19 protein-coding genes and 3 pseudogenes are annotated in these 22,021 nt (G+C 63.1%); 8 read left to right on the top strand and 14 right to left on the bottom strand.

Annotated elements, in window-relative coordinates:
• Together QOJ24_RS13375 and QOJ24_RS13370 are read right to left on the bottom strand one after the other, a co-directional pair.
• A pseudogene (locus tag QOJ24_RS13375) lies at positions 1–1,063 on the bottom strand (AMP-binding protein); the annotation flags it as partial.
• The gene (locus QOJ24_RS13370; protein WP_526261888.1) at positions 1,060–2,058 is read right to left on the bottom strand and encodes an Acg family FMN-binding oxidoreductase; all 999 of its coding nucleotides are present in this window, start codon (positions 2,056–2,058) and stop codon (positions 1,060–1,062) included. The gene QOJ24_RS13370 and the pseudogene QOJ24_RS13375, both read right to left, overlap by 4 nt.
• A 235-nt stretch (positions 2,059–2,293) precedes the next feature.
• On the opposite strand from QOJ24_RS13370, the gene QOJ24_RS13365 reads away from it, so the two are divergent.
• Positions 2,294–3,286, top strand: coding sequence for an Acg family FMN-binding oxidoreductase (locus QOJ24_RS13365; protein ID WP_526261884.1), 993 nt, complete (start codon positions 2,294–2,296; stop codon positions 3,284–3,286).
• Here QOJ24_RS13365 and QOJ24_RS13360 read toward each other — a convergent pair.
• From QOJ24_RS13360 to QOJ24_RS13345, 4 genes and pseudogenes are all read right to left on the bottom strand, one after another.
• Positions 3,283–3,807: a GNAT family N-acetyltransferase gene (locus tag QOJ24_RS13360; protein ID WP_526261882.1), complete on the bottom strand. Its 525-nt coding sequence runs from the start codon at positions 3,805–3,807 to the stop codon at positions 3,283–3,285. The two genes, QOJ24_RS13365 and QOJ24_RS13360, sit on opposite strands and share 4 nt — an antisense overlap.
• Complete coding sequence (locus QOJ24_RS13355; RefSeq protein WP_526261880.1) at positions 3,807–3,962, bottom strand: hypothetical protein; 156 nt, start codon at positions 3,960–3,962, stop codon at positions 3,807–3,809. Before QOJ24_RS13355 ends, QOJ24_RS13360 begins: the two co-directional genes overlap by 1 nt.
• Before the next feature lie 98 nt (positions 3,963–4,060).
• Positions 4,061–4,279 (bottom strand): annotated as a pseudogene (locus QOJ24_RS13350) (universal stress protein); the annotation flags it as partial.
• A gap of 134 nt (positions 4,280–4,413) precedes the next feature.
• Positions 4,414–5,409 (bottom strand): Acg family FMN-binding oxidoreductase, encoded by a 996-nt coding sequence (locus QOJ24_RS13345; RefSeq protein ID WP_526261878.1) that lies wholly within the window; start codon positions 5,407–5,409, stop codon positions 4,414–4,416.
• 180 nt (positions 5,410–5,589) lie between these two features.
• On the opposite strand from QOJ24_RS13345, the gene QOJ24_RS13340 reads away from it, so the two are divergent.
• The gene (locus tag QOJ24_RS13340; RefSeq protein ID WP_526261876.1) at positions 5,590–5,937 is read left to right on the top strand and encodes a hypothetical protein; all 348 of its coding nucleotides are present in this window, start codon (positions 5,590–5,592) and stop codon (positions 5,935–5,937) included.
• A gap of 385 nt (positions 5,938–6,322) precedes the next feature.
• Positions 6,323–6,943: pseudogene (locus QOJ24_RS13335) on the top strand (universal stress protein); the annotation flags it as partial.
• A 20-nt stretch (positions 6,944–6,963) separates the two neighbouring features.
• Here QOJ24_RS13335 and dosR read toward each other — a convergent pair.
• The 3 genes from dosR to QOJ24_RS13320 are packed head-to-tail and all read right to left on the bottom strand — an operon-like array spanning position 6,964 to position 9,544.
• Positions 6,964–7,614: a hypoxia response regulator transcription factor DosR/DevR gene (gene dosR, locus QOJ24_RS13330; protein WP_526261874.1), complete on the bottom strand. Its 651-nt coding sequence runs from the start codon at positions 7,612–7,614 to the stop codon at positions 6,964–6,966.
• Positions 7,615–7,656: 42 nt separating this feature from the next.
• Positions 7,657–8,526 carry a universal stress protein gene (locus QOJ24_RS13325; protein ID WP_526261872.1) on the bottom strand — a complete coding sequence of 290 codons (870 nt, stop codon included), beginning with the start codon at positions 8,524–8,526 and terminating at the stop codon, positions 7,657–7,659.
• A gap of 25 nt (positions 8,527–8,551) precedes the next feature.
• On the bottom strand, positions 8,552–9,544 hold the full coding sequence (locus QOJ24_RS13320) for an Acg family FMN-binding oxidoreductase (RefSeq protein WP_526261870.1): 993 nt from the start codon (positions 9,542–9,544) through the stop codon (positions 8,552–8,554).
• A 154-nt stretch (positions 9,545–9,698) separates the two neighbouring features.
• On the opposite strand from QOJ24_RS13320, the gene QOJ24_RS13315 reads away from it, so the two are divergent.
• Together QOJ24_RS13315 and QOJ24_RS13310 are read left to right on the top strand one after the other, a co-directional pair.
• Positions 9,699–11,153 (top strand): bifunctional aminoglycoside phosphotransferase/ATP-binding protein, encoded by a 1,455-nt coding sequence (locus QOJ24_RS13315; RefSeq protein ID WP_526261869.1) that lies wholly within the window; start codon positions 9,699–9,701, stop codon positions 11,151–11,153.
• 49 nt (positions 11,154–11,202) lie between these two features.
• Positions 11,203–12,102: a universal stress protein gene (locus QOJ24_RS13310; protein WP_526261868.1), complete on the top strand. Its 900-nt coding sequence runs from the start codon at positions 11,203–11,205 to the stop codon at positions 12,100–12,102.
• A gap of 65 nt (positions 12,103–12,167) precedes the next feature.
• Here the strand turns inward: QOJ24_RS13310 and QOJ24_RS13305 are convergent, their stop codons facing one another.
• The 5 genes from QOJ24_RS13305 to arcD all read right to left on the bottom strand — a co-directional run bounded on the left by QOJ24_RS13305 (position 12,168) and on the right by arcD (position 17,715).
• Complete coding sequence (locus QOJ24_RS13305) at positions 12,168–12,929, bottom strand: ion channel (protein WP_526261866.1); 762 nt, start codon at positions 12,927–12,929, stop codon at positions 12,168–12,170.
• A 110-nt stretch (positions 12,930–13,039) separates the two neighbouring features.
• Positions 13,040–13,945 carry a carbamate kinase gene (gene arcC, locus QOJ24_RS13300; protein WP_526261864.1) on the bottom strand — a complete coding sequence of 302 codons (906 nt, stop codon included), beginning with the start codon at positions 13,943–13,945 and terminating at the stop codon, positions 13,040–13,042.
• Between the two features lie 8 nt (positions 13,946–13,953).
• On the bottom strand, positions 13,954–14,958 hold the full coding sequence (locus tag QOJ24_RS13295) for an ornithine carbamoyltransferase (protein ID WP_526261862.1): 1,005 nt from the start codon (positions 14,956–14,958) through the stop codon (positions 13,954–13,956).
• A 22-nt stretch (positions 14,959–14,980) separates the two neighbouring features.
• Positions 14,981–16,240 carry an arginine deiminase gene (locus tag QOJ24_RS13290; protein ID WP_526261860.1) on the bottom strand — a complete coding sequence of 420 codons (1,260 nt, stop codon included), beginning with the start codon at positions 16,238–16,240 and terminating at the stop codon, positions 14,981–14,983.
• A complete protein-coding gene (arcD, locus tag QOJ24_RS13285) occupies positions 16,237–17,715 on the bottom strand; it encodes an arginine-ornithine antiporter (protein WP_526261858.1) in 1,479 nt (492 codons plus the stop codon). The genes QOJ24_RS13290 and arcD overlap by 4 nt, the downstream gene beginning before the upstream one ends.
• A gap of 255 nt (positions 17,716–17,970) precedes the next feature.
• Between arcD and QOJ24_RS13280 the strand changes: the two genes are divergently transcribed.
• From QOJ24_RS13280 to sulP, 3 genes are all read left to right on the top strand, one after another.
• Complete coding sequence (locus tag QOJ24_RS13280; RefSeq protein WP_526261856.1) at positions 17,971–18,405, top strand: pyridoxamine 5'-phosphate oxidase family protein; 435 nt, start codon at positions 17,971–17,973, stop codon at positions 18,403–18,405.
• 83 nt (positions 18,406–18,488) lie between these two features.
• Positions 18,489–20,213 carry a GAF domain-containing sensor histidine kinase gene (locus QOJ24_RS13275; protein ID WP_526261854.1) on the top strand — a complete coding sequence of 575 codons (1,725 nt, stop codon included), beginning with the start codon at positions 18,489–18,491 and terminating at the stop codon, positions 20,211–20,213.
• A gap of 19 nt (positions 20,214–20,232) precedes the next feature.
• Complete coding sequence (gene sulP, locus QOJ24_RS13270; protein ID WP_526261886.1) at positions 20,233–21,930, top strand: sulfate permease; 1,698 nt, start codon at positions 20,233–20,235, stop codon at positions 21,928–21,930.
• Positions 21,931–22,021 lie beyond the last annotated feature (91 nt).

Genomic DNA, 22,021 nt, shown 5'->3' with positions numbered 1-22,021 from the left:
GTGACCGCCCAGAGCGATGCCGTCGGGATCCTCCTTGCGGATCGCTCTGATCGCGGTCGGAGCGGTGAACAAGACTTTGACGCGGTGTTCGGCGATCACCCTCCAGAATGCGCCGGGATCGGGTGTGCCGACAGGCTTTCCCTCGTACAGGACGGTCGTGGCTCCCAACAGCAGCGGTCCATAGACGATGTAGGAGTGGCCGACCACCCAGCCGATATCCGAAGCGGCCCAGAATGTGTCACCCGGATCGATGCCGTAGATATGACGCATGCTCCACATCAGCGCAACAGCATGACCGCCGTTATCACGCACGATGCCCTTGGGCTTTCCCGTTGTGCCCGAGGTGTAGAGGATGTAGAGCGGATCCGTGGCCGCCACCGGTACTGGTGGTGCAGGCGATGCGGCGGCAATAAGGTCATCCCAGTCGAAGTCCCGGCCATCGACGAGGTCACATCGCTGTTGGTCTCGCTGAACGATGACGCAATGACGCGGTGGGTGCGCACTGGCTTCGATCGCGGCGTCAAGCATCGGCTTGTACTCGACGACCCGGCTCGGCTCGATACCGCAGGAGGCGGAGATGATCACCTCTGGTTGGGCGTCGTCGATACGTAGTGCCAGTTCATGCGGCGCGAACCCGCCGAACACGACAGAGTGCACCGCACCGATTCGAGCGCACGCCAGCATCGCGACGACCGCTTCAGGAATCATCGGCATGTAGATCACCACGCGGTCGCCTTTTGGACACTCCAAGCCCGCAGAGCACACCGGCGAAACGCGAGGTGATTTCTAATAATTCGGCGTATGTGTACGAGCGTTTCGTTCCAGTGACAGGTGAATCGTAGATCAGCGCCTGCTGCTCGCCGCGCCCCGCATCGATATGACGGTCCAAGGCGTTGGCGCAGGTGTTGAGTTCGGCGTCGGGAAACCACCGGTAGAACGGAGGTCGGGTGGCATCCAGAATCTGTTGTGGCGCTCGCGTCCAGCTCACCTCGCGGGCCGCCTCGCGCCAGAAGCCGGCGGGGTCGTCGAGACTCGCTTGGTAGACGTCGCGGTACAGGCTCACGGCTCAATCACCCCTTGTGGTCGACGGCGAACCTCGAAGATGTCGGCGAGAGGCTTCCGTGGCGTTGGGACGAACTCCTCATCTGTGACAGATGTCTGTCCGATCCTGATCAGGAGCTGTGGTGTGCCGCGCTGACCGGTCAAACCGCGGATGATCTCTCGGCTCGGTGCAAGTTCGGTCATGTGGGTGAGCGTGCACGTCGCCAAGCCGGCCACGGTGCAATCGAGAAGGACTGCGGACAACGCCTCGCCGCAATGCAGCACGTCAAGCCGCGTGTCTTCGCGATGGGTGGACAGGACCACGATCTTGGATCGGTCTACTTGGACGTCGTCACTCCCGCGATGGTCGTGTGTGCTGGGAAAGCGACGCTTTACATCAACGCGGTCAGATACTGCAGCGGATATCAACGCTGTCTGGGGCACACCCTCGTCGGTAGCGACGGATGCGGTCCACCAATTCAATTCGGCACTGTAAGAGGGATCGTTCGCTCGGATCGCCTCGGTGAGCCTTGACGCTTGGGCAAGGGATGGCCGCGCAGTATCGAGGACGATGTCGAACATCACGTGGTAGGGGATGACGGCCTCGCGTAGCAGTGTTTCGGTCACCGGCCAGCCGGCGGGGCCGTCAAAGGGGCCCCGGTCCGTTCGCCGTCTGTCGATGGCCGCTGCGCGTGCGCGGGAGTCCTCGCTCACCTCGGTCGCGCGCCGGAACTTTATTGTTGCGACGTGGTATGGGTCGAGAGCGTCGGGGAACCGCTGTACGGACGTGTGCCAGCCCGCGGCGGTCATCGCGACTGCGAAGTGATCAAGAGCTGCACCGCAACTCAGGTACATCTGGCGGCCTTCGGGGTCCGCCGCGATCATCACTCGCGTGAGATCGGCATAGAGGTGAAGGCTCGAGCCTTCTGCAACCCAGCGCCACGGTTGGCTGTTGTGAAGCGATGGAGCACGGCAGGCCAGCCCAACCGCATCCATGACCACGGCGAAATCCGGTATCGGCTCGGTCACACACATCACCTCGTATATTCGGTGGATTTGACGCTAGCCGGTCGAGACGCCACAGGTTGCGGGCGAAAGGCACCGCAGTGAAGGACTTTCGGCCCGACGTGCCGAATTTCGCTCGGAGTGGACTGCTGAAGTCCCTCAGGTCCGGGTCTTTAGGCCCTCTTCAGGTTGAGCCGGGAACGGCACTCTGAGGAGAACTAGCAATTACTTCAGCGAGGTAAGGCAAATGAGCGCTCATTTCCCCGATGTCGAGACGATCCGGTCGGCCTTGATGCTGGCGGTGCGAGCTCCGTCGGTCCATAACTCGCAGCCGTGGTTGTGGCGGGTAGGCGACCACACTCTTCATCTCTATGCCAACCGCGATCTACACCTGCCCCAGACCGACCCGGATGCCCGCGACTTGATTCTCAGCTGCGGTACGTCACTGCATCATTGTCAGGTCGCCTTTGCCGCACTGGGCTGGCAGTCCAAGGTGCGTCGATTACCGAACCCGGCTGACCCGAATCACCTCGCGGTCATTGAACTTCACCGGTATCCAGCTTCCGAAGTAGACATCGCTTTGGCCGCCGCGATCCCGCGGCGCCGCACCGACCGCAGGCATTACGCGACGTGGACTGTCCCGCAGGGCGACATCACGATGATGGGCGCTCGAGCGGCACGCGCCGGCGTGATGCTTCGACGCGTCGACGCGCTGACCAGTCTGAGACGCCTCATCGTTGAAGCTGCGCGGCTTCACAACACCGACTACGAGTACCTGACCGAGCTGTCCACCTGGAGTGGACGCTATGCCTCCATTGCGGGTGTCCCGGCCCGCAGCACTCCCGAACCCGATACGAACGCTGCGCTGCCCGCTCGGTCATTCGCCGGGCCGGGACTGGCGCAGACGCCGGACGGCGCCGGGGCCGACGACAATGCGGTCGTGGTTGCCCTCGGCACCGTTGATGACGACGAGCTTTCGTGGTTACGCGCCGGTGAGGCAACCAGCATGGTCCTGCTCACTGCAACGGCAACGGGGCTGGCTAGTTGTCCGATCACCGAGCCGCTGGAGATTGCAGAAACCCGGACCCAGGTTGCGGACGACGTGTTCGGCGCCGACGGATATCCACAGATGCTATTGCGTATCGGCTGGGCTCCGCTCAATGCCGACCCGTTGCCGGCCACGCCGCGCCGGTCGCTGAGCGACGCCGTGACCTGGCTGGACGGCTCGAGTTTCCACTAGGAGGCTTCGATTGCATCGAGGTCAACTTCGACGCTGAGCACCGGCCCATCGCGGTGCTGGGTGGTGTGCCAGCCGGCATCGTGAAGTACTCGTCGCATAGCATAATACTCGAAGAGGACATCGGCGACGAAGAGGTGCAGGCCGGCATCTTTTGCGATGTGGTCGAGTGCCTTCAACACTGCGGTGCCAACTCCCCGCTCGTGTTGTTCGTGTGCGACAACGACCGCGATCTCGCATTCACCCGGTCGAGTCAGCTCGGCATAGTTGGCAACGCCGATCAACTCGCCTGATTCAAACGCCCCGAGCGCCACAATTGCCTCTGCAGGCTTAGTCAGTGACAGTGCCCACTCTCCGATGTAGGTCGGATGGACCGTGAAGAACCGCTGATAGCGTTCCTCGGCGCTGAGGTAGACGGACAGGTTGATGACGGCGTCGTAGTCGTCGGGGTGAAGGCTTCGCAGGGTCGCCTCAGCGCCGCCGACAAGTGTTGCGGTGACGAAGAACCCACTTCGCGCGGACATCAGTGCACAACCATGACCGAGCACTCGCCGTGCGGAAGCATTGGTCGCTCGTGCGGCCCGACGATCAGCGGGAGCTGGTCGGCCTCGTCAGCGCTCACCACTGCCAGCCGGACGTCATTGCGGGTATCCAGCGAGGAACTCCGGAAGGTTGCCATCGGTTGACACAGCACGGATGTGCAAGTTGGGATAGCGCTCTCGCCAGATTGCCACCCGACTCTCGAGCAAGTCATAAGATAATCCGCCGGTCTCTCTGTGATGACGCCGCACGCAATGAGGTTTCGCCGTATTCGAGCTCAGGTGCCAGGGCGCCCGCGGGCGCAAATGGCGGTCGAGGCATACCGGTTACGTGCACGAGGCGCAGTGGCACGTCACGGTCAATGGCTTCATCGATCGCCCAGAGCGCGGCATCCAGAGCCGCCCTCGAACCATCAATGCCGACTACGACGGGCTGGGTGTTCGTCGTGTTTGTCACCGTGATCCCCGTTCTCCGCCCGCAGCGATTGCGCTGCTTTCTGACTAGTGAAAAAAACCCTATGCGCCACAGAGGGTTGGCCGCCGGTGGCGTTAGGCCTCAGGCGGCGGGACTTTAGCCCCCGTTATGCCGCCTTAGCGGATTTCCAGCACTTCGCCGAGCGGACGTCGCGGGGTGTGAGCCGTAGCCGGGCCGGTCTGGTGAGCACGGCCAACGCGGATCAGTACCTGCGGTTCGGCTCGGCGGCCAGTGAGCCGGCGCACTACCTCGCGGCTGTGATGCCACTCGATCATATGGGTGAGCGGACAAGTTGCGAAACCGGCTGTGGTGCATTCCAACAGCACGCGGGACAGCGCCTCACCGCATTTCAATGTGTTTTCGCGGCTGTCGTCGAAGGTCGACAGCACAAGAATTTTCGAGTGATCGCGATCGACTTGAGAGCTGCCGTCACCGCCTCGGTAGACGGGGAAATCACGCGCAACATCGACGCGTCGAGCCTCGGCAGATGAGGGTAATGCACTCTGTGGGATCCCGTCGTCCACGTGAGAATGGCCTGTCCACCAGAGCAATTCGTATCGGTAGGAAGCGTCATCACGGCGGTGCTGCTCGGTTCGTCGCGATGCGTCGGCGAGCGCAGGCCGCCCGCTGTCGTCAATTACGTCGAGGTGGACTACTGAGCCATCGAGGACTGTCCGGAGTTGCTTTTCCAGCTCCGCCCACGGCTCGGGTGCCGCGAACGCCAGCCGATCAGTGTGCCGGCGCGGAATGGCATTGCCCAAGGCCCGCTCGTGCTCACCCGCAACCACTGCCCGGTGTAAGTTCACCGACGCCAGATGGTCGTGCTCGTGCGGATCGGGATATCTATCGACGGTGGCTTGCCAACCCGCCACGGCAGAGGCAACGCGGAGGTGGTCCAGCGCCACGCCGCAGGACAGAATGACTTCCTGGCCGGTGACGTCGGTGTGGTGACCAACCCGCGCATGATCGGCGAACAGGTGCAAAACACCGCCGCCGAACATCCAACGCCACGGCTGGCTATTGTGCAGCGATGGCGCGCGACAGGCTAATTCGACCAGAGCGGCGACCTGCTCGGTACTGACGGTGTTCGGCGGTGTGACTTCAGTCGTCATGGCGTCCTCCGTGTGATCGCTGTACGCGTCGGTGGTAACTGAACGTACTGCCGACAGCGGGCGCGGCGTAGGGTCATTCGTTTCATCCGGACGGGACGAAAGTCCCAGCGGCGCTTACCCGTGCCGGACCGCGGTGACATGTGGCGCCCAGGTCTAGGCCTTTGGGCCCTAAAGGACCGCGTGTACGACGTTCATGATCAATTCGTCACCACCATGTGTATTACTGGAGGAACGGCATGGACATGGTCATTCGTGATGGCTGCCCTGATCCTGGCGGTGGCGACTCCATTTATCTGTGCCTTCGGGACGTCGTTGCAGGACAGCCGCGCTCCGACCTACGCGGAAGAAGCGACGCATCGGCACTCGACTACGGCTTCTGCGATCGCAGAGGGCGAGCCGGTGGTCGATTTCAACGAGGCTTGGTACACAGTTCAGGCAAAATGGAACCGTTCGGGTCAGGATCACGTCGACGTCGTGGAATGGCCCCAATCTTGCGAAAATCGGCGATCAGCAGCGCATCTGGGTTGACGACGATGGCCAGCCTGCGCGGCCGCCAACGCCTCCCAGCCGCGCGACGATTCAAGCGTGGGCGATCACGCTGTCTGGCTGGGTCATGTTGCTCAGTACAGTCGCCGGGGCTACGTGCGCCATACGATGGCGGCTTGACCGCAGTCGGCTCACTCAATGGGATCTGGCGGTCAGGGGACTTCTCGAGGGCGGCGTCCGGAAGAAATCTCAGTAATGAACCGGACGGTATACGCGCCATTGCAAACCGGCCGGCGTTTTTTGCATCCCGTGATGAAAGAGAGTTAGCAGATGTCTACCCCAACAACGCATAGCGGCATCCTTGTCGGCGTCGACGGTGCCCCGCCGTCGAAGGTTGCTGTCGACTGGGCGGCCCGAGAATAGCCCAATAAGAATTGACACCGAGATCGTCAGCGCCGCGGTATTACCCACGCTGATTGATCGGTCGAAGGAAGCCACATGATCGTGGTGGGCTGCCGCGGGCTCGGTGCTATCGGGCGGCGGCTGCTTGGCTCTGTCAGTTCGGGGCTCGTTCACCATGCCCACTGTCCCGTCGCGGTCATCCACGATGAGGATCCGATGGTGCCGCATCCGTCCAAGGCCCCGGTGGTGGTCGGTATCGATGGCTCGCCGGCTTCCGAGCAGGCGACAGCGATCGCCTTCGAGGAGGCGTCGCACCGAGGCGTCGACCTTGTCGCAGTCCACGCCTGGAGCGACTTCTCGGCCTTCGAGTTACCTCCCGCCGAATGGGAGGATTTGGAGAAGAATGTCGAGGAAGGGCTTGCTAAATGGCTCGCCGGGTGGCGGAAGGGCTATCCGGACGTCGACGTGCGACGTGTCGTCGTACTGGACAGGCCCGCATCAGCTGCTTGAGCAGTCAGAGTCTGCGCAACTGACGGTGGTCGACAGCCACGGTCCTGGTGGGTTCGCCGGGATGCTGCTGGGTTCGGTCAGCTCGGCCGTCGCCCAGTCAGCCCGCATGCCGGTGATCGTAGCCCGACAATACTGAGGCCTATGCCCCGACGGGCGTCACTCCTCCGGACGGCGGTGGGACATGTCGAGCTTCGAGACGAAGACTGCCGCCTGCGTGCGACGCTCCATGCCGAGCTTGGCCAATAGACGCGAGACGTAATTCTTGACCGTCTTCTCCGCGAGAAACATCCTCGCAGCGATCTGCTTGTTGGTCAGGCCCTCGCCGAGGAGATCGAGCAGCGTCCGTTCCTGATCACTTAGAGCAGCGAGTGGGTCAGACTTCTCGACAGACCCGCGAAGCTTGGCCATCAGCGCCGCGGCCGCCCTGTTATCCAGCAGCGAACGGCCCGCACCGACCTCTTTGATCGCCTGCGCCAGTTCCATCCCCTTGATGTCCTTGACGACGTATCCGCTGGCGCCGGCCAATATCGCGTCCAGCATGGCTTCGTCCGACGTGAAGGAGGTGAGCATCAGGCACCGCAGATCCGGCAGCCGGGAGAGCAGATCTCGGCACAGTTCGATGCCGTTGCCGTCCGGCAGTCGCACATCGAGCACTGCGACATCGGGTTGAAGAGCCGGAATCCGCGCCAGCGCCTGAGACACCGACCCCGCCTCGCCGACAACCTCGAGTTCGGAGTCCGTGCTGAGGAGGTCGATCAGCCCACGCCGGACGACCTCGTGGTCATCGACGAGGAAGACTTTCACCATCTGAGGCCCTCTGCTGCTACCGGAACATGCCGGACGTTAAGCTCACAATACGTTCCGGGGTTCACAGACCAACACCGAACAACCGGCCTGGTGCAGCGTCGCATAGCCGGGGGGCCCGACCAACTCCCGGATCCCGTGAGCGCGCTCATGTCCTATCACGAGCAGTTCGATAGAGCCTGCCTCCCTCGCGAAGTAGTTCAAGGTGCTGCCGTGGACGGCGACCGCCTTCACCTCGACGTCGGGGTAGCGTTCCCGCCACTGATCGAGGCGGCGGTCAAGCCGGGCCCTCGCCAGCCGGTTGCCATCGGTTATCGCGTTGCTCGCATGAATGTCTGTGTAGCGTGACTGCCACGTGGTCAGCACGCGCAACGGCAACCCGCGAAGTCGGGCCTCTTCCAGCGCGCACAGCAATACGCCGTCCAGTGTCGAGAATTCATCCAGTTCCGCGACAACCCAGCCCCGGTGTGCGCGGTGCGAGTCGAACCCGTGGACGACAGCAACTGGGCAATGGGCTGCAGCAGCCAAAGCCGCTGCGGTGGAACCTATCCGGCCCTGGCTGCTATGTTTCAGACCGATGGAGCCGACGCACAGCAGCGCGGCGCGATGTGACGACTCGTTCAACGCGCGGGTGGGGTTTTTTTGCAGAATCTCGATTTCGATTTTGACCGGCTTATCTGTCGACTCGACCGCGGTGTAGGCCTGCCTGACTGCGATTTCCGCGGTAGCCAATTCTCGTGCAGCATCTTCAGTATCCGCATTCGGGTGGTCGCTGGGATCGATGGCACACGTAAGCCTCAACGGGATATCTCGAGTGACGGCCTCGTCGACTGCCCATAAGGCCGCGCCAATCGCGGATCGCGACCCGTCGATGCCGACCACGACTGCGGGGGACGATGCGTAGTGCTCGAGCATGTTGGGCTCCTGCGATTCGTGGTTGTTAATGGTCGTTCGACCGGACGTGAAATACCTCGTCGAGAGGTCGCCTGGGGGTTTGGGATGGTGGATCTTCGACGTCTGAGGCCACGCCGACGCGGACCAGCACCTGTGGTTTCGTGGTCTGGTCGATCAGGGCGGCGACGAGGTTTGTGCCGGCGTGCTGCTCGATGATGTGCGTGAGCGTGCATGTCGCCAAGCCGGCCATGGTCGCTTCCAGCAGAACCGCAGACAACATCTCGCCACACTGCAGCACCCCGAGTCGATCGTTGTTGAAGGTCGACAACACGGCGACCTTGGAGTGGTCCTCACCGAAGCCAATGCGCCTTTCGGCCATCGCGACCACGGGGAAGTGGCGTCCGACATCGACTCGTTCGGTCTCCTCGGCCGAAACCAACGCGCTTGGCGGGATGCCCTGTGTCGTGTCGTACGGATTTGTCCACCGGGAGAGTTCGGAGTGATATGACGAGTCGTACAGGCGCGCGAGTTCGGAGAATTGAGACGCTTCTGCCAGCTCCGGACGAAATTCGTCGGGAACGACGTCCAGCCGTACCGCATCTATCGAAACAGCACTTGTCAACCGCGCTTCAACCTGCTCCCAGTCCGGTGGTTCGGCGAAGGGCAGCCGGTCGGTGCGCCGAATGAGAATTGCTTGCGCACGGCGACGGTGGCCGTCGGTGATGAACTCGATCGGACTGAACTCGACCGACGCGAGCAGCAGGGGATTGTTGGGATTGGGGAATCGGTCGACCTGGACTTTCCATCCCGCGGCCGCCATCGCCACCCGGAAGTGGTCCAGGACGGCGCCGCAACCAAGCAGGGCCTCCCTGCCCGAGTGGTCGGTCGCGTACAGGACGCGGCCCTTGTCTTCGAAAAGCTGAACGACTTTGCCTTCGAGTACCCAACTCCAGGGCTGGCTGTTGTGGAGGGATGGCGCGCGGCAGGCCAGCTTCAACGCTTGTTCGATTACCTCGGAATCGACCGTTATGTCCCGCATATGGCCAGCTTGCAGGCCCGCGCCCGTGTTGGGGCAGGGTCAATGGTCCCCATCACGGGGCCTTAGGACCCTGGTGTGACGAGGGCGCACGTCCGATCGTTGGGGCATGACGGTGATGCCGGGGAACACTCGCACGGCCCAGAGAGCTTGCGCGATGGCAGGAGACCTCGACGCCCGGGTGCGCGAGACCCACACGGGAGTGGTCATTCTCCTGGGTGAGAAGGCATACAAGGTCAAGAAACCAGTGGTCAACGACTTTCTCGACTTCAGCACCCTAGGCAGTCGCCAACATGCCTGCGAGCGCGAGGTAATGCTCAATCGCCGGCTCGCCCCCCAGAGTTATTTGGGTGTAGCCCAATACAGCGGTCCGGCCGGTGAAATGTCCGAACCGGTAATCGAGATGCGCCGCTACCCCGATGCCACCCGACTGGCATCACTGGTTGAAGCCGGTGAGCCGGTGCTGCAGCACCTCTGCGCCATCGCCGAGATGCTCGCGCAGTTCCATCGAGAAGCCGCGCGAGGGCCGGCTATTCAGGCCGAGGGCAGGTCTGACGCGATTTCGGCACGGTGGCACCAGAACCTCGCCGAGTTGGAGCAGCATGGAGGCGGCATCGTCGAGCAAGAGTCGGTCGCACAAGTGAGGAGACTGGTCGATCAGTTCATCGCCGGTGGTGGCGCTCTCTTCGAGAAGCGCATGGGCGAGGGACGCATCATTGACGGGCACGGCGATCTGCTCGCCGACGACATCTTCTGCGTGCCAGAAGGACCTGCGCTCTTGGACTGTCTGGAGTTCGACGACCAGCTTCGCTACGTCGACGGTATCGACGACGCAGGGTTCCTCGCCATGGATCTGGAATTTCTCGGTCGCCCCGATCTCGGTGACGCCTTCGTCGATGAATACCGTCGTCGAGCCGACGATTCCGCACCGGCTTCGCTGACACACTTCTACGTCGCCTACCGGGCGGTCGTCCGCGCCAAGATTGACTGCATCCGAGTCAGTCAGGGTCATCAGGACGCCCTGGCGCATGCGCGCCGACACGTCGACATCGCGCTGAAGCGTCTCCGTACAGCCACCGTGCGCCTCATCCTCGTCGGCGGCGGTCCCGGCACCGGAAAGACGACCCTATCGAAAGGATTGTCCAAACAGATTGATGCGAAGGTGATTTCGACTGACGACCTACGTAGGCAGTTGCAGGAGGCCGGTTCTCTTTCGGGCGCCGCCGGCGAGCTCGATAGGGGCATGTATTCGCCCGAGAACGTGGCGATGGTCTACAACGAAGTGCTTCGGCAGGCCGGCCTGACGTTGCAGCAAGGCACGTCGGTGATTCTGGATGGGACTTGGCGTGATCAGCGTCAGCGCGAACGAGCCAGGAAGCTGGCGGCCGAGAACGCCGTTCCCCTGGTCGAATTGACTTGCTGCTTGCCAGTTGAGGTCGCGGCCGCGCGGATAGAAGATCGAGCCGAATCATCCTCTGATGCGACACCGCAGATCGCAGCTGCGCTGGAAAGGAATCGCTCGTCGTTGCCAGGCGAATATCACATCGACACCGGCCGGCCACTGGCTGATTCTGTAGCCGAGGCGCAACGACTATGTTGCCTCACGATCTAGCCGGGCCAAGCGATCCGGAATGGTCGCCGATCGATGGAAAGGGCGCGAAATGTCCAAGCGCATTTCACATCACGGAGTCGTCGTAGGCGCCGACGGATCCCCGTCATCACGGGTAGCGGTGGAGTGGGCGGCACGGGCGGCCGCGATGCGTCATGTCCCCCTTACCGTCGTGCACGTGGTCCCCCCGCTATCGGTGGCGGCGTCGGCGCTGGCCTGGCCTGTGGGCCGGGTACCGCAGGAGGTTCTCGAAACCCAGGAAAACGATGGCAGCAGGGTCATCGCCGACGCCATCAAAGTCGCTGAGGACGGCGCCACCGGCAGTAATCGGCCGGAGATCGACTGTGAAATGCTCTTCGGGCGATACGTACCGGCCCTTGTCGATCTGTCAAAGGACGCCGAGCTGATGGTCGTTGGATGCCGTGGCCAAACCGGACAGCGTCGCCTGCTCGGGTCCGTCAGTACGGGATCGATCCATCACGCCCATTGTCCCGTCGCGGTAATTCACGACGAGGTATCGTCCTCGCTTCACTCGCCGAGACTGCCGGTGGTGTTGGGGGTCGACGGATCGCGGGCGTCGGAGTTGGCGACGGCGATCGCATTTGACGAAGCCTTATGGCGGGGCGTGGATTTGGTGGCGTTGCACGTATGGAGCGATACCGACATGTCCAAGGTCTTCGGCATCGACTCCTCGGCCGTGCAAGCCGCGGCAGCCAAAACGCTTACCGAGAGTCTGGCCGGCTGGCAGGAACGCTATCCAGAGGTCACGGTCCATCGAGTGGTCGAGTTCGAGCGGCCTGTCCGCCATCTTCTCGAACAGGCGGCGAAGGCTCAGCTCGTCGTTGTCGGTAGCCACGGCCGCGGCGGATTCGGCGGGATGCTGCTCGGTTCGGTCAGTACCGCCGTAGCGCAGGAGGCTCGCGTACCGGTCATCGTTGCACGGCAGAGCTAACGGCACCGTTTGTCCGACAGGACCATTCGATTTCCACGGCCCAGCCGGTAAGTGACTTCAATCGTTCAGCCGGTATGACGGTGATCCTCCGAGTAGGCCCTTATGACAGCCGCAGTGTCTCCGTTGAATCGCAGAAATTCCGCGTTGAGTAATTCGGCGATGCTGTCGACGGCGGCGGTGATGAGCGCACCTGCAAGCCGTGTCTGCGAATTCGCACTGTCAACGGCCTCAAGCGCAAGCGCGGTGGCGTATTCGAGCGAGGCCGCCAATGACGCGTCGGCCTCGAGGTCACGAAAGTAGTAGGTCGCCCCATACTGAGTGAAGTCGTTGCGGGCTTCGACGATAGCGGCGGCGAGCCCGGTGAGAACGTCAGTTGGGACGCTGTCGATTCCCAGGGCGGGGTTCGCTCGGCGCGCCACGCGCAGAGTCGAGAGCTGCAGCGCCAGCACACGTCTGCGGTGCAGGGCCGGATAGATCTGGAGAACCCAGGACACCGCGGCGGTGAGCAGCATGAAGCCGAACAGAGCCTCCAGCGGGACGATCACGCGCAGCAGCGGCGACGTGGGCACGATATCGCCGAACCCGAGCGTTCCGATGGTCACCAGTGACACATACAACGAATCGAGTACGTTGTTGCGGTGAGCGGGATTTAGCTCGGAACCGTAGGCGAAGCCATCCGGCATCTGGGCGAAGTACACCATTGCCCAGCCGAGCACCGCGATTGTCCCCCAGGCGAGCACGACCAGTGCGATTCCCAGCGGACCGGTCAACGATGCGATTCGGCGATCAGGCCGGAATATCCGAAGCAGCCACCAAACGAACTTCATTACTTGCGGCGCAATGCTGCCGTGACCGATCGGATGGAAGAGTGTGTGAAACACATCGCGCACCACCACAGCTACGAGGAGGGCCCCGGCCACCGCGATCGCCCAGGCCATTAAGGGCGGACCCGCGTGCCTGCCGCGCCGTCGATGATCTTCGCGATGTCGACAAGCGCTCCGATGACTGCCTCATTGCCCGTGGTGCGCGTAAAGCTGCATGCGGCTTCGACTTTGGGGCCCATTGAACCGGCGGGCAGGTCCAGTCGCTCGAGGTCGGTGGCAGTGACGAAATCGAGACGGGCCGCCTCCGGTGTCTCCCAGTCGGTGTAGACGCCGTCGACGTCGGTGGCGATGACGAGCAGGTCGGCGTCGAGTTGCCGGGCCAGCAAGGCCGATGCGCGATCCTTATCGATGACGGCTTCCAGGCCGTGCAGCTTTCCGTACTCGTCATACATCGTTGGAATACCGCCTCCGCCGGCGCAAATCACGATCGTGCCCCGCTCGACCAAACTGCGAATCGGTCCGATTTCGAAGATACGCTTAGGTTTTGGGCTGGCCACCACACGGCGGAACTTGTCCCCATCCGCCGCGATCGTCCACCCGCTGGCGGCCTTGAGGCGTTCGGCGGTCTCCTGGTCATAGACCGGACCGATCGGCTTTGTGGGGTTGTCGAAGGCGGGATCTTCACGATCCACTTCGATCATCGTCAGCACCGTCGCAAGTTGTTGCTCCTTTGGGAGCAGGTTGCCGAGTTCCTGCTCGATGACGTAGCCGATCATCGCCTCGGTCTGAGCGCCGAGTACATCGAGGGGGTACGGCGCTACGTCGTGGTAGGCCGCCGCCTGCAATGCCAGCAGGCCCACCTGCGGGCCGTTGCCGTGGGCGATGACAATCTCGTTACCGGGTGCAACCGCGGCGATGGCTTCGGCTGCCATCCGGATGTTGGCCCGCTGGTTCTCCGCGGTCATGGGTTGCCCGCGCCGCAGCAGCGCGTTGCCGCCGAGCGCGATCACTATGCGCATGGCGTCCCTCAACTGAGGGCGGCCACCAGGACCGCCTTGATCGTGTGCATCCGATTCTCGGCCTGCTCGAAGGCGATGTTATCCGGACTTTCGAAGACATTCTCGGTGACCTCGATACCGTTCGCGAGGTGGGGGTACTGCGCGGAGATCTGTGCGCCGACCTTCGTCTCGCAGTTGTGGAACGCGGGCAGGCAGTGCATGAACTTCACTCTGGGATTGCCTGCCGCACGCATCAGTTCGGAGTTGACCTGGAACGGGAGCAGCACGTCGATACGGTCGCCCCACGTCTCGATGGGCTCACCCATCGACACCCACACGTCGGTGTAGATGAAGTCGACGCCGCTCACCGCCTTGAGCGGATCATCGGTGACGGTGACCCGGGCCCCGGACGCGGTCGCGAAGTCCTGGCACATCGTCACATGCTCGTCGCTCGGAAACAGATCGTGCGGCGCGCCGATTCGCACGTCCATGCCGAGCTTGGTGCCCACCAGGAGAAGCGAGTTGGCCACGTTGTTGCGCCCGTCCCCGACGAACGCGAAAGAGATGTCGGTCAACGGTTTAGGGCAGTGCTCCGTCATCGTCAGGACGTCGGCAAGCATTTGGGTGGGATGGAACTCGTCGGTGAGACCGTTGAACACGGGCACCCCGGCGTAGTCGGCCAACTCCTCGACGATCTCCTGGCCTGCGCCGCGGTACTCGATCGCGTCGTACATCCTGCCGAGCACTCGCGCGGTGTCTTTCATCGACTCCTTGTGCCCGATCTGCGACGAGCTGGGATCGATATATGTGACGTGGGCGCCCTCGTCGTACGCGGCCACCTCGAACGCACAACGGGTACGCGTCGAGGATTTCTCGAAGATGAGCGCGATGTTCTTACCCGCCAGGGTCGGTCGGGCGAGGCCAGAGTACTTGGCCCGCTTGAGATCCCGGGACAGATCGAGTAGATAGAGCAGGTCCCTTTCCGAGTGGTGAACCAAGCTGAGCAGACTGCGGTTGCGATTGTTGAACGCCATGGTTGTCCTTCGGTGTATGCGATCAGGTGTAGAGCGGATCGCGCAGGATGGGACATGTCATGCACCGGCCGCCTCCGCGGCCCCGGCCCAGCTCGCTGGCGTCGATGGTGACGACCTCGACACCCGCCTTGCGCAGCGCCGTGTTGGTCAGAGTGTTGCGGTCGTAGCCGATGACGACGCCGGGCTCGAGGGCGACCACGTTGTTGCCGTCATCCCATTGCTCACGTTGGATGCCGTAGACATCGCCTGCGGTTGTCACGACGCGGAAGTCCACGCCGATCGCGTCGCCGATCGTCTCGATCAGCCCCTTCGGTTCGCGCCGAACGTCAAGGCCCGACGGTGCGCTCTCGTCGGGGCGCAGGCTGATCGGCACGATGCCGTCGACGACCGGCGCGAACGCCGTGACCAGGTCGCGGTCACAGAACGTGAACACGGTGTCGAGGTGCATGGCGGAACGGGTCTTCGGGAGGCTGGCGATGATCACTCGTTCGGCCGTCCCGGCTGCGAAGAGGTTGCGTGCGACCTGCGTAATGGCCTGATGCGACGATCGCTCGCCCATGCCGATGACAACGAGCCCCTTGCCGATCGGCATCACGTCGCCGCCCTCGAGCGTGCCAAGCCCGTGGTCGGTCGGTGTTCCGTCGAGGTCGCCCAGCCATACGTCGTACTTTTTGTCGGCGAAGGCGGGGTGGAATTTGTACACCGCGGTGGTGAGCAGCGTCTCCTGACGCCGCGCGGGCCAGTACATCGGGTTCAGGGTCACGCCCCCGAAGATCCACGCGGAGTTGTCGCGCATGAACTGCGTGTTGGGCAGCGGTCGGAGGACGAACCCGGCAGGATCCAAATCGTTGAACAACGACAAGAACGCACTGTCTACGTCACCGATGACGTCCTGATAAGCGACGCCGCCAATAAGGAACTCCGCCAACCGGTCTGGCGGCAACTCTGTCAGCCAGGCCCGGATCTCGCGGGTCAGTCCCGGGCCGACCAGATCATCGGTCACCTTGCGGTCCAGCAACCAGTCGCGGGCGTCGGGCTTCGCCACGACGTCGGCGAGCAGGTCTTGGAGTTCGAGCACCTCAACGCCGCGGTCGACCATCTTGGCGACGAAGTCGAAGTGGTCGCGGCGGGCCTGCTGTAGCCAGATGACATCGTCGAACAAGAGCTCGTGGCAGTTGTCCGGGGTGAGCCGTTGATGGGCCAGGCCCGGGGCGCAGACCGTTACCCGCCGCAGCCGGCCCGCCTCCGACCACACGCCGAGCCGGGAATCGGTGCCGTTCACAGGACCGCGAGGTTGCCGGTGGCCATCATCAGGACGGCCGCGACGGAGGACAGCGCCACCACCGCGACGACAACCCACTCGGGGGCCGTGAAGGTGGGCAAACGGCTTTCCCTGCGGGCCCACACGAACAGCGCAGTTCCGACTAGGTAGAACACCGCCGCGATAAGCAAGTACTCCAGACCACCCGCGTACACCAGCCACAGGGCGTAGGCGAGTCCGACCACCCCGATGATGAGGTCGCGGGTCCGGCCGTGGCCGGACTCGTAGGTCTCACCCCGCACGGCCAACAGCACCTGGTACGCCGCCGACCACAGGTAGGGAAGCAGGATCAGGGATGTGGCGAGATAGACCAGATTTGTGTAAGTGCTCTCGTTGGCGAGCGTCCACAGCAGCAGCGCCTGCACGCACAGATTAGTCACCCACAACGCGGCCGCGGGAGCCCCGTGCGCGTTCTCCTTGGCCAGCGCCCTCGGCATCACACCTTCCATCGCCGGCAGTCGAAGGATCTCAACGCATAGCAGCACCCACGCGATCAGTGCGCCGAGCAACGAGACCACAAGGCCGATGGAGATGAAGGCCGCGCCCCAGCTGCCGACCTCGTTCTCCAGCACGCCTGCCATCGACGGATCGGGCATGCCCGCGAGTTCGGCCCGGGCCATCAGGCCGTAGGACAACAGGTTGACCAGAAGCAGCAGGGCCAGCACGCCGGCGAAACCCATGACTGTGGCGCGTCCGACATCCTTGCGCTTTCCGGCGCGCTGCGAGTAGACCGCCGCACCCTCGATGCCGATGAACACCCAGACGGTCACCAGCATCATGTTCTTGACTTGGGACATGGTGTCGCCGAGCGTCGCCCCGTCGATTTCTGTTGCCTTGCCCCAGATGTCGGCAGTGAACAGCCCCGCCTTGAATCCGACCGCGGCGATGGCGACGAACACGACAATCGGCACCACCTTGGCGATGGTGACTACGACGTTGACGACCGCGGCCGTCTGCACACCGCGCAGCGTCATCGCATGGACGATCCACAAGACGATGGACGCGCCGACGATCGCGGGTACTGTTGTGCCGCCCTCGAACTGGGGGAAGAAGTAGCCCAATGTCGAAAACAGCAGAACCAGGTACGCCACGTTGCCCACCCAGGCCGACATCCAATAACCGAAGGCGGATGTGAAGCCGATGTAGTTGCCGAATCCGGCTCGCGCATAGCCGTACACGCCGCCGTCGACGTCGGGTTTGCGAGTGGCCAGTGTCTGGAATACGAAGGCCAGCATCAGCATTCCGACGCCGGTGATCGCCCACCCGATGATGAGAGGACCCGGGGCGGCGCTGCCTGCCATCTGGGAAGGCAACGCGAAAATGCCGCTGCCGATCATCGACCCGACCACGAGGGCAGTCAAGGCGACCACGCCCAGACCTGCCCTCGGCCCGACGGGACGCGATTCAGCGGGTTTAGCGATTGTGCTCTGTGACATCGTTGGCTCCAGTCGGAGGCGCGCGGTCGCAGATGGCGAGTCGCATAACTGACGCTATGGATGCGTCGAGTCATATTGAGGAGTCTTTAGTCCCTGACAGCGCGGCGTAGGTCCCCGGCTACTTCGGCCAGCCGCTTCGACTACACGACGGTGAGGCTCATCGACGGTCGATCGTCAGCGTCGGGGTCGTTTGTTCGTCGTTTTAAGGACTTTGGACCACTCCAAGTTCCACCCTTCGTCGGTAACGTCGCCGCCATGACGAAAGACTCTGAGCCGACTTCGATTCTGTCGCAGACCGAGTGCTGGGATCTCGTGTCGAGTAGGGCATTGGGACGGCTCGTGACCAGCGTTGATGGGCAGCCCGAGATCTTTCCGGTCAACTTCGTGGTTCAGCACCGTACGATTCTTTTGCGCACCGCAGAGGGTACTAAGCTGGTCAGCGCGGCGATCAACAACAACGTGTTGTTCGAAGTCGACGACCACAATGTGGTGGGAGGTTGGAGCGTGATCATCAAAGGGATGGCACGCACGCTTCGCACCGACGAGGAGATCGACGAGGCGGAGCACGGGGAGTTACTTCCTTGGACGGCCACCATGAAACAGCATTTCGTCCGCATTCGTCCGATGAGCGTCACCGGTCGGCGGTTTTCCTTCGGCTCCGAACCCGACCGGCAATTCAACGTCGTTTAGGTACCCATCAGCGCGCGGCTGCAACCACCACCCTCGCCAGGTAATTAACCAATTCGCGGCGACCTAGGCCGCCCGCGTGGACAATGGGAGCCGTGGCCGACGAGGTCGAGCCAGGCGTCGAGACCAGTACGCGCCCGCTCCGCGATACTTTATCCCAATTGCGCCTCCACGAGCTGCTCATGGAGGTCCAGGACCGTATCGAGCAGATAGTCGAAGGCCGCGATCGGCTGGATGGTCTGGTCGAGGCGATGCTGGTGGTCACGTCCGGGCTCGAACTGGATGAGACGCTGCGAACGATCGTGCACACCGCAATCGAGCTCGTCGATGCCCAGTATGGCGCGCTCGGTGTCCGTGGGCGCGACCATGAACTGGTCGAGTTCATCTATGAAGGCATCGATGAAAAGACGCACGCCCAAATCGGCCACTTGCCGGAGGGGCTGGGCGTTCTCGGCGTGCTGATCGACGATCCGCAGACCATCCGGCTCGATAACATCTCGCACCACGCTGCGTCTGTCGGCTTTCCCGCTCACCATCCACCGATGCGGACATTCCTCGGCGTACCCTTGCGGATCCGTGACGAGGTATTCGGCAACCTGTACCTGACCGAGAAGGCAGGCGGACAACCCTTCAGCGAAGACGACGAAGTGCTGGTTCAGGCTCTTGCCGCCGCTGCGGGCATCGCGATCGAAAATGCGCGGCTTTACGAGCAATCCAGAACGCGGCAGTCATGGATCGAGGCCACGCGCGACATCGCAACCGAGTTGCTATCCGGCACCGATCCGGCGCGGGTCTTCCGCCATATCGCCGACCAGTGCAGGCACATCAGCGGTGCAGAAATGACACTGGTGGCCGTGCCGGACGATCCCGAGCTGCAGACGGACGAAGCGGAGCAGCTCGTTGTCACGGCAACGTCGGGAGACGGCCCGGCTACAGCGTTGCAGAGCTTTCCTCTCGGTGGCACGCCCGTCGGCGAATCGTTCGTTCGGCGACTGCCGGGACGTTTCGACAGCCTGAAGATCTCGGACGAGCTCGGCCCGACCGGTCCGGCGTTGGTCTTACCCCTGCGGGCAACAGATACTGTCGCCGGTGTCCTGGTCGCAATCAGGCCCGTCGGGGCGCAGCCGTTCAGTGCCGATCAGCTCGACATGATGGCGGCCTTTGCCGACCAGGCCGCCCTCGCTTGGCAGCTGGCAAGCACGCAGCGTCGGATGCACGAGCTCGACGTGCTCACGGATCGGGACCGCATCGCACGCGACCTGCACGACCATGTGATCCAGCGTCTATTCGCCGTCGGTCTCGCCCTTCAGGGCACCATCCCGCGGGCGCGGTCCGCCGAAGTGCAGCAACGGCTGATGGGATCCGTCGACGATCTTCAGGGTGTCATTCAGGAGATTCGTACGGCGATCTTCGATCTGCACGGTGGGTCATCCGACGTGACTCGGCTACGGCAACGCCTCGACGAAGCCATTGCCCAGTTCTCGACCCCCGAGCTACGCACCTCTGCGCAGTACAGCGGTCCGCTCTCGGTCATCGACGTTGCTCTCGCCGATCACGCAGAGGCCGTCGTGCGGGAAGCCGTGAGCAACGCTGTGCGACATGCGAATGCCGTGACGCTTACCGTCAACGTCTCCGTGGGCGACAACCTGTGCATCGACGTGGTCGACGACGGTAAGGGCATCGCCGAGGACGTCACCGCAAGTGGGCTGATAAACCTGCGTCAGCGGGCCGAAGACGCCGGCGGCTCTTTCTCGGTCGAGGCTCAGCCGTCTGGCGGGACCAGGCTGCGATGGTGTGCGCCGCTGCCGTGACACCTTGGCTCCGAACTCAATGATTTCCACCGGGCGCTTGACCGAATGGGCGCCGGGAGTTGAACAGTTCCGCAGGTATCAACGCGGGTGGCTTCGAGGAGACGTCGTCGCAGGCTTGACGGTTACGGCTTACCTTGTGCCACAGGTGATGGCCTACTCGACATTGGCGGGGCTTCCCGCGGTCACCGGGTTGTGGGCCGCGATCGTTGCACTGACTGTGTACGTCTTGTTCGGCTCGTCGCGGCAGCTGTCGGTCGGACCGGAATCGACGACCGCGTTGATGACGGCTGCCGTGCTCGCGCCGATGGCGGCCGGCGACAGTGTGCGCTATGGCCTGCTCGCGGCCACCCTGGCGGTATTGGTAGGCGCGGTTTGCTTCGTCGGCGCGCTAGCGCGGATGGGGTTCTTGGCCAACATGCTCTCGCGGCCGGTGTTGGTGGGTTACATGACGGGCATCGCCATCCTCATGATCGCAAGCCAGCTTGGCAAGATCACCGGAATACCGGTGTCGGGCGACGATTTCGTCGGTCTCATGCGATCGTTCGCCCACAGTACCGGCCAATACCACTGGCCGACGATTGCCTTGGCGGCGTCGGTTCTGCTTCTGCTGCTCGGGTTTGGGCAGTGGGCACCAAGACTGCCGGGCCCCCTGATTGCGGTGCTCGTGGCGACTGCGGGGGTGGTCGTGCTGTCGTTGCAGACCAGGGGCATTGACGTCGTCGGCACCATCCCCACCGAGTGGCCGGCGACAGGTCTGCCGCGCGTGGCGCCCGGTGATGTGGTGGCGCTGATACTGCCTGCGGTCGGAATCGCGATTGTCGCCTTCTCCGACAACGTGCTGACTGCGCGGGCCTTCGCGACAGGCGATAGCGGGGAGATCGACGCGAACGCAGAACTGCGCGCACTCAGCGTCGCAAATGTGGGCGTCGGTCTCACTCACGGGTTTCCGGTCAGTTCCAGCGGATCTCGGACCGCGTTAGGGGACGCCGTCGGGAGTCGCACTCAGTTGTACTCACTGGTGGTGGTGGGGTGTGTCTTAGCGGTTGTGCTGTGGGGGCGTGGTGTGCTGGCGCACTTTCCGGTCGCGGCGCTGGGCGCCTTGGTCGTCTATGCGGCAATGAGATTGATCAACCTTGCTGAATACCGGCGACTTGCCCGGTTCCGCCGCAGTGAAGTGATCCTGGCGTTGGCCACCGCCGCAGCCGTACTTGGCCTTGGTGTGCTGTATGGGGTGTTGGCAGCGGTCGCCCTGTCGATACTTGATCTACTGCGACGCGTTGCGCACGCGCATGACAGCGTTCTGGGTTTCGTTCCGGGGCTCGCCGGCATGCATGACATTCAGGACTATCCTGACGCGCAGTCGGTGCCGGGTCTTGTTGTGTACCGATACGACGCGCCGCTGTGTTTCGCTAATGCACAGGACTTTCGCCGTCGTGCAATGGCCGCCGTGGAAGCGGACCATGCACCGGTGGAGTGGTTTGTCCTTAACGCCGAAGCGAACGTGGAAGTCGATCTGACCGCGTTAGACGCCCTCGATCAGCTTCGAGAGGAATTGTCGCGTAAGGGAATCGTATTCGCTATGGCCAGAGTTAAGCAGGACTTGCGCGATGCTCTCGCCGCGGCGGGACTTTTGACCAAGATCGGGGAGGACCGGATCTTCATGACCTTGCCCACCGCGGTGGAGGCGTTTGAGAAGCGCCAAGGGCCTCGGAGGTAGGCGTGCTCTCCCTTAGTCAAGTGACTGGCCAGGAAGTTTGGGGACCCAAGGACCAGATGCTCGGCCGGGTCGCCGACCTCACAACTGGTCT

It is taken from the genome of Mycobacterium sp. (assembly GCF_032159775.1).
GTDB lineage: Bacteria > Actinomycetota > Actinomycetes > Mycobacteriales > Mycobacteriaceae > Mycobacterium.
This window is presented reverse-complemented; position numbering and strand designations above follow the sequence as displayed.

Excerpts from the sequence above, each read along its gene's own strand:
- QOJ24_RS13315 (WP_526261869.1), top strand. The coding sequence starts at position 9,699 with ATGGCAGGAGACCTCGACGCCCGGGTGCGCGAGACCCACACGGGAGTG.
- QOJ24_RS13275 (WP_526261854.1), top strand. The coding sequence starts at position 18,489 with ATGGGAGCCGTGGCCGACGAGGTCGAGCCAGGCGTCGAGACCAGTACG.
- arcD (WP_526261858.1), bottom strand. The coding sequence starts at position 17,715 with ATGTCACAGAGCACAATCGCTAAACCCGCTGAATCGCGTCCCGTCGGG.
- QOJ24_RS13365 (WP_526261884.1), top strand. The coding sequence starts at position 2,294 with ATGAGCGCTCATTTCCCCGATGTCGAGACGATCCGGTCGGCCTTGATG.
- QOJ24_RS13355 (WP_526261880.1), bottom strand. The coding sequence starts at position 3,962 with ATGGCAACCTTCCGGAGTTCCTCGCTGGATACCCGCAATGACGTCCGG.
- QOJ24_RS13295 (WP_526261862.1), bottom strand. The coding sequence starts at position 14,958 with ATGGCGTTCAACAATCGCAACCGCAGTCTGCTCAGCTTGGTTCACCAC.
- sulP (WP_526261886.1), top strand. The coding sequence starts at position 20,233 with ATGATTTCCACCGGGCGCTTGACCGAATGGGCGCCGGGAGTTGAACAG.
- QOJ24_RS13360 (WP_526261882.1), bottom strand. The coding sequence starts at position 3,807 with ATGTCCGCGCGAAGTGGGTTCTTCGTCACCGCAACACTTGTCGGCGGC.
- arcC (WP_526261864.1), bottom strand. The coding sequence starts at position 13,945 with ATGCGCATAGTGATCGCGCTCGGCGGCAACGCGCTGCTGCGGCGCGGG.
- QOJ24_RS13310 (WP_526261868.1), top strand. The coding sequence starts at position 11,203 with ATGTCCAAGCGCATTTCACATCACGGAGTCGTCGTAGGCGCCGACGGA.
- dosR (WP_526261874.1), bottom strand. The coding sequence starts at position 7,614 with ATGGTGAAAGTCTTCCTCGTCGATGACCACGAGGTCGTCCGGCGTGGG.
- QOJ24_RS13345 (WP_526261878.1), bottom strand. The coding sequence starts at position 5,409 with ATGACGACTGAAGTCACACCGCCGAACACCGTCAGTACCGAGCAGGTC.
- QOJ24_RS13325 (WP_526261872.1), bottom strand. The coding sequence starts at position 8,526 with ATGCTCGAGCACTACGCATCGTCCCCCGCAGTCGTGGTCGGCATCGAC.
- QOJ24_RS13280 (WP_526261856.1), top strand. The coding sequence starts at position 17,971 with ATGACGAAAGACTCTGAGCCGACTTCGATTCTGTCGCAGACCGAGTGC.
- QOJ24_RS13320 (WP_526261870.1), bottom strand. The coding sequence starts at position 9,544 with ATGCGGGACATAACGGTCGATTCCGAGGTAATCGAACAAGCGTTGAAG.
- QOJ24_RS13305 (WP_526261866.1), bottom strand. The coding sequence starts at position 12,929 with ATGAAGTTCGTTTGGTGGCTGCTTCGGATATTCCGGCCTGATCGCCGA.